11 protein-coding genes are annotated in these 12,094 nt (G+C 24.7%); 2 read left to right on the top strand and 9 right to left on the bottom strand.

Annotated features, from left to right (window positions below; all coding sequences use genetic code 11):
- Positions 1-98: 98 nt before the first annotated feature.
- The 8 genes from pcn to MarbSA_RS06615 all read right to left on the bottom strand — a co-directional run bounded on the left by pcn (position 99) and on the right by MarbSA_RS06615 (position 7,642).
- Positions 99-833 (bottom strand): proliferating cell nuclear antigen (pcna), encoded by a 735-nt coding sequence (gene pcn, locus MarbSA_RS06650; RefSeq protein WP_042702882.1) that lies wholly within the window; start codon positions 831-833, stop codon positions 99-101.
- Positions 834-1,427: 594 nt separating this feature from the next.
- Complete coding sequence (locus MarbSA_RS06645; RefSeq protein WP_054835196.1) at positions 1,428-2,273, bottom strand: tetraspanin family protein; 846 nt, start codon at positions 2,271-2,273, stop codon at positions 1,428-1,430.
- A gap of 332 nt (positions 2,274-2,605) precedes the next feature.
- Complete coding sequence (locus MarbSA_RS06640; protein ID WP_042702876.1) at positions 2,606-2,920, bottom strand: transcription factor S; 315 nt, start codon at positions 2,918-2,920, stop codon at positions 2,606-2,608.
- A 157-nt stretch (positions 2,921-3,077) separates the two neighbouring features.
- A complete protein-coding gene (locus MarbSA_RS06635) occupies positions 3,078-3,521 on the bottom strand; it encodes an NUDIX domain-containing protein (RefSeq protein WP_221061239.1) in 444 nt (147 codons plus the stop codon).
- A 360-nt stretch (positions 3,522-3,881) separates the two neighbouring features.
- The gene (locus tag MarbSA_RS06630; RefSeq protein ID WP_042702873.1) at positions 3,882-4,157 is read right to left on the bottom strand and encodes a DNA-directed RNA polymerase subunit L; all 276 of its coding nucleotides are present in this window, start codon (positions 4,155-4,157) and stop codon (positions 3,882-3,884) included.
- Positions 4,158-4,234: 77 nt separating this feature from the next.
- Positions 4,235-4,804, bottom strand: a complete 570-nt coding sequence (locus MarbSA_RS06625) for an exosome complex RNA-binding protein Csl4 (RefSeq protein ID WP_042702872.1) — start codon at positions 4,802-4,804, stop codon at positions 4,235-4,237.
- 333 nt (positions 4,805-5,137) lie between these two features.
- Entirely contained in the window at positions 5,138-6,145 is a 1,008-nt protein-coding gene (gene dph2, locus MarbSA_RS06620; RefSeq protein WP_221061238.1) for a diphthamide biosynthesis enzyme Dph2, read from the bottom strand.
- A gap of 162 nt (positions 6,146-6,307) precedes the next feature.
- Positions 6,308-7,642, bottom strand: coding sequence for a signal recognition particle protein Srp54 (locus tag MarbSA_RS06615; protein WP_221061237.1), 1,335 nt, complete (start codon positions 7,640-7,642; stop codon positions 6,308-6,310).
- 595 nt (positions 7,643-8,237) lie between these two features.
- Between MarbSA_RS06615 and hpt the strand changes: the two genes are divergently transcribed.
- A complete protein-coding gene (hpt, locus tag MarbSA_RS06610; RefSeq protein ID WP_221061236.1) occupies positions 8,238-8,807 on the top strand; it encodes a hypoxanthine/guanine phosphoribosyltransferase in 570 nt (189 codons plus the stop codon).
- Positions 8,808-9,011: 204 nt separating this feature from the next.
- Positions 9,012-10,310, top strand: a complete 1,299-nt coding sequence (locus MarbSA_RS06605) for a tRNA pseudouridine(54/55) synthase Pus10 (protein ID WP_054835563.1) — start codon at positions 9,012-9,014, stop codon at positions 10,308-10,310.
- A 202-nt stretch (positions 10,311-10,512) separates the two neighbouring features.
- Here MarbSA_RS06605 and MarbSA_RS06600 read toward each other — a convergent pair whose 3' ends face one another.
- Entirely contained in the window at positions 10,513-11,685 is a 1,173-nt protein-coding gene (locus MarbSA_RS06600; protein ID WP_221061235.1) for an acetylornithine transaminase, read from the bottom strand.
- Between the last annotated feature and the right edge of the window lie 409 nt (positions 11,686-12,094).

Below are 12,094 nucleotides of genomic sequence, written 5' to 3'. Positions count from 1 at the left end.
TGTTATTCTAAATATAAAATAAAATTAACTGACCTAGCATTGAAAAACTATATGTAAGTAAAAAAACTAAATAGATTAAAATTTAAATAAGAAACTGATTAATCTTCAGTTTCTATCCTTGGAGCAAGCAAAAAGCTGAGTTCACCATCATCAGAAACCATTTTAAGTTTAAGATCTAGAGGCATATCATCTCCAAGTTTAATAACAGCTATATCAGAAAATTTATCTGCTTTGAGCATTTCTCTAATTTTTTCAAGTGAAAAAACTGATTTAGCGTCTGTTTCAATTTTTTCTCCATGAAGATACTCAATATTAGCATCACCAAATTCACCTTCAGCTCCAGCCCTAAAGTACTCATTATCAACTTTTAAAGAAATTTTATCTGAAAATATATCAATATCCGCAATAGAATCCTTTAAAAGTGCAAAAGGAATTTCAAATTGAGTAGGATGGTCTAATTTAGGAGGTGAAGGAGGTTCCTGATCAATGTCAATTAATCTGATTTTAAAAGTTCTTTTAGCTTCCCCTTCAAAAGTTATGATAAAATTTCCTTCATCAAGAGACATTATTACTCTATCATCACTTTTAGAACGTTTTAAAACTTTAACGAATTCGTCAGTGTCTATATTGATTTTTTCTGGTTCATCACAAATAAATTCATCAAATAAACTTGCTTTAAGTTCCAAATGAACAAATGTAATGTGGCTACGATCTAGGGCATCCAGTCTAATACCCTCACTATCAGTTTGAATTTGTACTTCATCAACAATAGATGAAATAGCATCAAAACTTGTTTTTAAAATATTAGGATTACTTAATTCAGCTTTAAACATTTTAAAATCATCTCTTTAACTGTTTTAAGATTTTAGATAACATTAAATTAGTTAATAAAAGAATTATTCTACTAAAATAATTATTATTAATTATTAAATTTATAATATTATAATCTACAATATTTTTATATTTTATAATATTATTCTAATCCATTAATAACTATAGTGTTCAATGTTATTCATCATTATATAATGTATATATATGATAGTTCTTCATCATATTTATACGTATATAAGATTTTCAAAGTTTATAAGATTTTCAAAGTTTTATAAATTATAAGTTTTATAGGTTATAATTTAAATGAATTAAATGTTATATTGAATTTTATAGCTTATAAAAAATGTTATAGCTTATAAATCTGAAACTTATTAAAAATAAAGATAATTTTAACATTTTATAAAATAAATATAAATTTTATAAATGAATATATTATAATAGTATATTGTTATAATAATTATTATAAAAACTATAAATAGAAACTATAAATAGAAACTATAAATAGAAACTATAAGATAATATCATTCAAATCTATACTATATTATAATTATGCTATAGTATATTTATATTATAGGTTTAAACCTATAACACATTTTTTATTTATCATTAGACTCATTAAGCTCATTTTCTTCAATAGCTTCAGTATCTTCATTAGAATCTTCTTTTAATTTATTATCCTTAGATTTGGAGATATTTTCAAAGGTTTCATCATTATCCTCTAAGATTTCATAATTATTATCATCATTAGAAATACTCTCATTAGGAATTTCATTTCCATCTTCATCTAAATCTTTGAATTTCTCTATATTATCAAAATTATCTAAACTAGAATCTTTATTTGAATTATGTTCCAAGTCATCTAATTGATTTTTTGAATCCTTAACTTCAATTTTATGCTTATTGTTAGGTTTATTGTTAGGTTTATTATTAGATTTATTATTAGATTTATTATTATCTTTAGATTCATGATCATCTTCATAATCATCTTCGTCTAATAATTTTAAGTCATCAAGATTAAATGTATCTAAAATTGGGCCTTTTTTTGATAAAATACCAAGAACAGAAGCTCCGAGGATTACAATTCCCATAAATATTATAAAAATAGCTAAGGTACCAGTTTCACCTGAAGCAACACTATCAACAACTCTTTCAGAAGCTCCTAAAATAAAAAAAATCCCTGCTAAAATAATAACTATACCAATTACCATACCTACTATAGCTAAAAAAGGAAATTTGCGTTTAAAATCATTAGAAATGATTTCATCTGTTTTAGATGTTAAAAATAAGTCCTTATCAGAAGTATTATCTTTTGATTTTTCATTATTATCCTTTTCTTCTTCATTTAATCCTTCATCAGAATCAACTTTATCGATTTTATTAATAGATGAAACAATTTTATCAATAATCGATTCATCGTCAGAATTTTTCTTGGAATCAGCCATTGGATTTCCTCAATAAATTTTAAATATCTATACTATTTAGTTTTTAATTAAATATAAAAACTTATTATATATAAATCAGTAGTATATACTTATCTAAACAGAAAAAATGAATAATAATAATATAATATTCCATCATTTAGTGAGGAATATTAATAATAATTTAATTACATATAATATATAATCTAATCACTTATGATAATATAATCTAATCAATAACAATATAATCTAATCACCATGAATAATGTAATCTAATCATTATACTATTGATAGTAAATTTTAAATAATGAATTCTAATAAATTAAATTTTAGAATATTGAAAGATTAATACTATCTTAATCATATTCTCTCCAAGTATGTTTACATTTTAAACATCTTAAAAATCTTGTTTCTGCTTCATCAGCACTACGAGTTTGTTGTAACCACCAAGAAGCTTTTTCATTGCCACATTTTGGACATGTTACTTTGGTTGTAGGAAGTGTATTAATATCTTCTCCTTTCATTATGACATTTTCTTTTGCATCAACTTTTTCATTAACTGCATATTGATTAACATCTTCTTCAGTTAAACTTTTAGTATAACCACATTTACATTGAAATTTATCACCATTTGGAAGCATCATAGCTCCACATTTCGGACAAAACTCCATAATATTCCTCCCAATAATATAATATTAATATGATATTAATGCATGATCGATTATAATTCCATGTTATAATCAATATTATTTTCTTATTATTTTATAATCATAATTTTATAAAAACTTAATCATTAAATTTTTATGATATAATTTTTATATGTTTAAACTATTTCAATTCCTTAAAAACATCACATAGTATCTTTTTATGATCAAAAGCAAGATTAAGATCTTCAATATCCTCAAAAGATATTATTCGAGCATCTGAAGCATCACTATCTGCTTTCATTTTGCTAAAGTCCCCATTAGCCATATAAACAATAGTAATCGTGTGCCCTCGAGGGTCTCTTTTAGGATCTGAATAAACACCGAAAAGTTTTTTAATTTTAACATCAACCCCTGTTTCTTCTTTAGCTTCTCTTAAAGCAGCATTTTCCACCAATTCACCATAATCAACGAATCCGCCAGGTATCGCCCAGTGCCCCCTAAATGGTTCATTTTTTCTTTTAATTAAAACTAATTCTTTATTTTTGGTTATTCCATTATTTCCATTGTTTTTTTCATTAAAAATAATTATATCTACTGTAATAGAAGGTTTTTTGTAATTACTCAAACATATCACAACTAATTATATAAAATTATATAAAATTTCCATTTGAAGCTGATTTTATAAAATTATGATAAAACTAAAATAAAAATAATAAAAATAGTAAATAAATAACAGACCCATAATTTATTTTAATACCAGAAATTAATAATTTTAATAGCTTTAATGATTTTAATAGTTTTAATAAGTTTAATAATTTAATAATTTAATAATTTAATAAAAAATCAATAAGATATTAAAATAATTTTACAATATAAAATGTATATAATTAAACATATAGAATATCTCTAATATATCCTTAAATCCTTAATATAAATACGACAATATCCTAAAACAAAAAATATTGAATATTTATGTTTCAGATATTTACATTGATTCTATTAAATTCTTAAACTCTTCAGTTTGGTCTTTTAATTTATTAGATGCCTTTAAAAGTGATTTTTTAGGATCTTTAGTTCTTTTAGCCTTAATTGTTATTATTGGTTCACCTATTAAGGGGTGATCAATACCATAAACAGCATAATCAATTTCCTCATCTTCCATAAGGATTTTTCTCAAAGCATTACAAATAGTGTGGCTTTCACCAGGAATCATTAATTCCAGTTCTAATTTTGTACTTTTCAAAATCTCAATATCATCCATTTTATCATCCTATAAATATTATCAAATATTAGCTGAATATTATAAATATATCAGTTATTTATAAATATATCATTTATTCAGCAATCATAGTTTGTGGAAACTTTTCTTCTTTCTTTTCTATCACAAACTTCACAATAAACTTCATCTTTCCTTTCAGTTGGCACCATATATGCACGACATCTAGTGCACATAGCTTTTACAACACCATCTTCATTATTTTCAGTATTTAAATCTAAATTATCTCCCATTATTTTAGATACTTTGGCTTCAATAATATCCCCAATTCTAAAAGCATCAGTTAATTTTTCTAAATATCCTTTTTTTACTTGTGAAATATGAATTGCAGCCATATATGGGAGAGCTAATTTCCTAGAAGTATTTTTCATTTTCTGGACATTAATCATTGCTCTTTGACCACGAACATCAGTTATCTCCCCATAAATACTATCCCCCACATTCAAAACAGCAGGATTGCCTGAAGAAGGGACTATAGAAATTTTTTTCTTTGAAGAATTAATATCAACTGTTCCTAAAACAGATGCTCTAATATAACCTTCATCATCATAGGTCCATTTATCAGGTAAAAATTGTTCACTAACACCAAGAACATCTCCTGGCATCACAAAATCTCCAGATTTAACTTTCATACTTATACCTCTAAAAATAAGAATTTTAATGAAATTTGAATAAAAAACTAATAAAACAATGTTACAAATTAGCTTTAAAATTATAAATTGTTTATATTATATATAATCATTTTCAATATTATTAGTGTTGCAAGTTATAAATTTTGAATTTCATCATATATATTAATTGTGTATAAATGAAATTGTTTATAAATAAACTTTTTTATAAATGAACTTATTTAGAAAAAAGGTTTTCATAAAAATTATGTATAAAAATTGATTGTAAAAATTAGATATATTACAATTCCAATATTAATAAATATTAATATAATAAACAGAAATTAAATAGAAGACTCAATATTTATTTTTTTCATGAAACAGTATTTCATCAAGCTGATAATTTTCCCATTTTCTTTTATTTAGAGCTATTTCTAATTCTTGAGGAGTTATTAGGGGTTTTTTATACATTTGAGAATCATCAATAGCAATTCGAGGACAAGCAGTAACAACAAAAGCATCTAAATCCATATAATGCAAAAGTGCATCAGGAGTTATATTATCAATCATTATTAAATAAGCTTCCATTCCTTCATCATTAAGGGTTTTTTTTATTTCTTTAGCTAATTCAAACCTATATTGTCCTTCTTTAGAAGAAATTAGTATTCCCCATTTTTTAGCTTCTTTTGCTTTAGTTATTCTTGCAAATCTTATTCTAAGAATCCTATCAGCAAAGTCCCCTATATCTCTTGCTTCTCCACTATAAGGATCAGCAACTATTACTGGAGATTTAGTAAAAAGATGAATACCTAATGGATGAAAATTTCCACTACCTAAAAAAAGATAAGCATCAGCATCAAGATTTTTTATAGAAGAAAAATTACAACCTAAAACTTGTCCTTTCAAAGTACTTTTTGAAGACCCTAAAACAATTTCTTTCCCATTATCTTCTAAATAGTCTTTTATTTCATTTAAAAGATTTAAATGTTGTGTTGTAGTAGCTACAGCAATTTTAGAATAATTTTTAATCAATTCAAGAGCTTCATCAAGAGATTTATAAATGTCAACTTTAGAATAGCTTTCAATAAACAGTACTGGAACATTATATTTAATCGGAAGGGGAGTATGAGCATAATGAATAATTAAATCAACTATATCCTCCATCTTACTATCACTTACATCACAAGCACCAAAACAAGGATCTCCAGAAATTATAATATTAGCATTGGTTTCTTTCTCAAGAATTCTTGCAATATTAGTTCCTTGAGTCTTAAGACCTTCTGGAAATTGGAGACCAACATTCTTAGCATTCTGTTTTTTAATAGCTTTAATAGCTTTTTCAATATTCATATCATATAATGACATACTTACTCCTATAAGAGTTAAAATAAGTTTAAAAATAGATTTAATTGAATTTAGAATAAATTTAAATGGATTAAATATATTAAATAGATTTAATGGATTTAAATGGATTTAGATTTATTAACTTAAATGTGTTTAAAAATAAATTTAAAAGAAATTAAAAATTTATCTCATGAATTGACCCATAAGTCGCCCCATAGATCCTCCACCCATCCCTCGTTTTCCTATGCCTTTCATAGCTTTTTTTGTATTATTATAATATTTTAAAAGTTCTTTAACTTCTTCATTTTTAACTCCAGAACCTTTAGCAATTCTCATTACTCTAGATTGCTTAATAACCTTTGGATTTTCCTTTTCATAAGTACTCATAGAAGACATTATAATTTTATACTTATTTATTTTATCTTCAGTCATTTTAGAAGCTTCTTTAGGTACTTTTCCACCAAGACCTGGAATCATATTCATAATTTGTTTCATTGGCCCCATTTTATTCATCATTTCAAACTGGTTTTCCATATCTTTAATAGTGAATTTACCACTTAACATAGCATTCATTGTTTCAGCAGCTACATCTTCATCAACAACTTCTTCAGCTTTTTCAATTAAACTCCTAATATCTCCCATCCCAAGTAAACGAGAAATAAATCTTTCAGGATCAAAAACTTCAAAATCATCTACTCTTTCACCAGTCCCAATAAATTTTATTGGTGCACCAATTTCAGCAACAGCTGAAAGAGCACCTCCTCCTTTAGCTGAACCATCTAACTTTGTAATTACAATTGAACCAACATCAGTAGTACTTGCAAAAGCTTTAGCTTGTTCTCCAGCCTGTTGACCAATAGTTCCATCAATGACTAACATTGCTTCATTTGGCTCAATAACAGAAGAAAGCTTCTCCATTTCATCAAGAAGATCTTTTTCTTCTTTATGTCTTCCTGCTGTATCAAATATGATGATTTTTTGATTTTTAAACTTTTTTAAACCTTTACGAGCTAAATCAACCGCATCTTTATTATCAGGATCACCATAAAGAGATATTTGCATCTCTTCTGTTAGCTGTCTCAATTGTTCATAAGCAGCTGGTCTCCAAGTGTCTGTAGAAACAACAGCAGGTGAAAAACCTTTTTTTTGTAAAAATCTGCATAGTTTTCCAATGGTAGTTGTTTTACCACTTCCTTGTAATCCTAAAAACATTATTTTAAAAGGTTTATCATTTATTTCAAGTTCATGAGGTTCACTTCCAAGAAGATTGACCATTTCTTCATAAACAATAGTTATTACATGTTCTCTTGGAGTAATTCCTTTTGGTGGTTTTTCATTAAGTGCCCTATCTTCAATTTTTTTTGATAAATTTAAAACTAAAGATATATTAACATCAGACTGAATTAAAGCTCTTTGAATATCTTTAACAACTTCTTTAATGGTTTTTTCATCGATTACAGTCATACCTGCCAATTTTTTCATTGTGTTTGTAAGACTCTTCCCTAAATTTCCTAACATCTAATCACCAGGCTTTTAATTAATAACTTTTAATTAGTAAAATTCACGATAATATTTTTAAATAATTTAAACATGATCATATTATAAGCAATTATTATATCCTAAATAATAATTACACTATATAATTACACCATAAACAATAATTATATTTTAAATAGTAATTATATAACATTTAATATTAATATTATAAAAATTAACATACAAAATTAACATATATAAACTAATATTATAAAAATTACAGAGATTATTTATACAAAATTATATTTAGTAATCATTTAATAAATAATTAATGATTAATAAATTGATTAAGAAATTTATTAAAAATATCTCATAAAAATTATGTTTTTAAAACTAATTAATAATAATTAAATCTAATAATACCGTATGAATAATATAAATAAGTATAATAATGATATTAATAAAGGTAATAAGAATATAAATAATGATAATTAAAATATAAATAATTATAATAAATATAATAAAGATAATAAGGATAATAAGAGTATAAGTAAAGATAATAAGAATATAAATACTAATAATGAAAATATAAATAATAATAAGGAATGTAAACAAAAATAGTTAATAAAGTGATAATATGCTTGAAGAATTTAAAAAAACATTACAAGAATCTCCAATCGTGAAAAAAGGAGAGTATAGTTATTTTGTTCATCCTGTATCAGATGGAATCCCTGAAATGAAGCCTGAAATCTTAAGAGAAATTGTAGAGGTTATTAAAAATAATTCTGATTTAGATATTGATAAGATTGTTTGTATTGAGGCAATGGGAATCCATTTAGCTACGGCACTTTCACTTGAAACAAATATTCCTTTTGTAGTAATTAGGAAAAGAGAATATGGGCTTCCTGGAGAAGTTCCAGTATTTCAAAAAACTGGTTATAGTGAACAAAACCTATATATTAACCAGGTGAATAAAGGGGAAAAAATACTCCTTATAGATGATGTTGTGAGTACTGGTGGAACATATATAGCTGTTATTAAAGCTCTTAAAAATATGGGTGTTGAAATTAAAGATGCAATAGCTGTAATTGAGAAAGGAGAAGGTAAAAGAATTGTAGAAGATGAAACAGGATGTTCCTTAACAACAATTATTAAAATGGATGTTATTAACAATGAAGTTGTAATTGAATCAACAATCATAGATTAAATTTATTTTTACTTTAAATTACTCCTAAACTAAATTGATTTTTAAACTAAGGTAACACTGAACTAAAGTAATGCAGAATAGTAAAATAATATAGAATACTAAAGTAATACTGAATGAATTCTTATAATTAAAATAAACCTTATAATTAAAATGAACTCTGATAATTAATATCATACTAATTTAATAAACTATTTAAATGATAACATGGATCAATACAATCTTAAAAAAGCTAAAGAGCTAATAAAACTAAATAATGAGAACATTTGTAACTGTTGTCTTGGAAGAAAGTTCTCTAATTTAAAAGAATTAGAAAATATTTCTGGAAATAGAAATAGAGGCAAATTAATTAATGAAAAACTATCTGAAAAGGATTATAATTATAAAAAATCTTCTTCATGTAAAATATGTAATGATATTCTTTTTAAAGTTCATGAAAACATTGCAAATGAAAATATATTAAAAAAAATCATTGAAAAGATTGATTATCTAAATTTAAAATTTGAAACATTTTTAATTGGATCAAAAATACCTAATAAAATCTTAGAAAAGGATGAAGAACTAAATAATATATTAGATTTAGATGTAGAAAACATTAAAAAGGAAATTAATAGAGAAATAGGGAAATTAATAGAAGTTAAATTAAATAAAACTGTTGATTTTGAAAATCCAGATATTGTAATTATGGTAGATTTGAGAAAAATTCTTGATAAAGATAAAGAAGAAAATGCAGAAGATTTATCAAAAATTAAGATTAGAATTCAGATAAATCCAATATTTATAGAAGGAAAATATAAAAAATTAATTCGTGGCATTCCTCAAACTAAGTGGCCTTGTAGGAAATGTAAAGGAAAAGGTTGTGATGAATGTAACGGAACTGGTAAGATGTATAATGAATCTGTAGAAGAATTAATCTCAAATATAGTACTAAAAGAAACAAATGGATATGAAGCTAAATTCCATGGAGCTGGAAGAGAAGATATCGATGTTAGAATGTTGGGAGAAGGACGTCCATTTGTACTAGAAATAAAAGAACCAAAATTTAGAAAATTGGATTTGTACAGTATAACAAATAAGGTTAATGAATATTCAGAAGGAAAAACTGAATATAATGATCTTAAATTTACTGAAAGAAATAGAAAGGCCGAAATAAAAGTTTCATCACCAGATACATTTAAAGTTTATCGTGCTTTAGTAGAATGTGAAGCAAAAATCTCAGAAAAAGATTTATCTAAAATTAAACAGCTTGAAAACACCATAATTAAACAGAGAACTCCTCAAAGAGTATCTCATAGAAGAGCTGATAAAGTTCGTGAAAGAGAAGTAAAAGAAGTTTCAACCAATTTAATAAATTCTAACACATTTGAAATGATAGTTAAAACACAAGGTGGGTTATATATCAAAGAACTCATTTCAAGTGATAATTCAAGGACAAATCCAAGTGTTAGTCAAATATTAAATACAAAATCAATCTGTAAAGAATTAGACGTTATCGAAGTAGGATAATTTTAAATTTAATATTAAGTTAATAAAATAATAAAATTAAAATATTAAAAATTATATATTATTTAAATAATTTTTTTAGTAATAAAAAGAATATTAAAAGTAATAAAAATAATAAATGTAATAAAAATAATAGTAATAATAATATTAGTAATGGTAATAATATTAGTAATAATAACGAAAAAAATAAATATTAAATTTTTAACTAAATCTCAGAAAATACTTGATCTAAAGCTAAAATCATTTTATCAATTTCTTCTTTTGTTATTATAAGAGGTGGGGCAAACCTTAAAACATTGCCAGCAGTTGAATTAATTAAAAATCCTCTTTCTCTCATCTTATTTGTTATTTCAGAAGAATCTCTGTCTAATTCAATAGCTAAAAAAAGACCAAAACCACGAACATCAGTTATAAAATCATATTTTTCATTTAAATTAATAAATTCATTTTTAAGATAGTTTCCAAGATTTTTAGAATTTTCAAGAAGATTTTCATCTTTAATTGTTTCAATGACAGTCAAAGCCACAGCACATCCAAGAGGATTTCCACCAAAAGTAGATCCGTGATCACCATAATCAAAACCCTCAACAACTTCACCTCTAGCTAAAAGCCCACCAATTGGATATCCATTACCAAGAGCTTTAGCTATAGTCATAATATCTGGCTTAATTCCAAATAATTCATAAGCAAACATCTCTCCCGTACGTCCAAAACCTGTTTGAACTTCATCAAGAATAAAAAGAACCCCTTTTTCACGACATATAGCTTCAACTTCTTTTAAATACATTTTTGGAGGAACTACAATACCTCCTTCTCCCTGAATAGCTTCAATAAGAACAGCAGCAGTATCATCAGTGATAGCATTAGCTATTGCCTTACTATCACCAAAAGGTACATGAATGAATCCAGAAGGCAATGGTTTAAAAGGTTCTTTATATTTATCTTGACCAGTAGCTGTAACAGTCACAAGAGTTCTTCCATGAAAAGAATTATTGGTGGCAATTATCTCACCTTTTCCAGTGAATTTTCTAGCTAATTTTATAGCTCCTTCATTTGCTTCAGCACCACTATTTGCAAAGAAAATACGGTCAAAAATAGTTATTTCAGCTAATTTTTTCGCAAGTTTTACTTGTTCTTCAGTATAGTAAACATTAGAAACATGAATCAACTTTTCTGCTTGTTTTTGAATAGCTTCAATTACTTTTGGGTGTGACTGACCTAATACATTTACAGCTATTCCTGCAAAAAAGTCTAAATATTCATTTCCATCTGCATCCCAAATATTAGCTCCATTACCATGAGTCAAAGCTATTGGTTGGCGTCCATAAGTTTGCATAATATATTTAGAGTCTAAATCGATGATTTCTTTGTTATTCATTGTGTTTCCTCATATTAACATAATACTAATTGTATAATAATTAGTATAATAAATTTTATTTATTATGATAAAATTTATTTTAATTATTTTATAATTTTTATTAATTTTATATTAATTCTTTATTACTTTTTATATTAATTCTTTATTAGTTTTATATTAATTCTTTAATTATTTTATATTAGTTTTTTAATAAATTAAAATGGTTGAATCCATATTTATTATTTATCTATAATTATTAGGTTATCTATAGTAAAATATTAATTACTGATAGTATAATTATTAATTTATCTATTATTATTAATTATATCAAAAAATAGTTATACAATAAAAAACATAAAAAATTTTGATATAATTTAGATATTTTTATATTAATTAATATTTTATATAATAAAATGATTCTTATATAATA

This window comes from Methanobrevibacter arboriphilus (assembly GCF_019669925.1).
Classification (GTDB): domain Archaea; phylum Methanobacteriota; class Methanobacteria; order Methanobacteriales; family Methanobacteriaceae; genus Methanobinarius; species Methanobinarius arboriphilus_A.
This window is presented reverse-complemented; position numbering and strand designations above follow the sequence as displayed.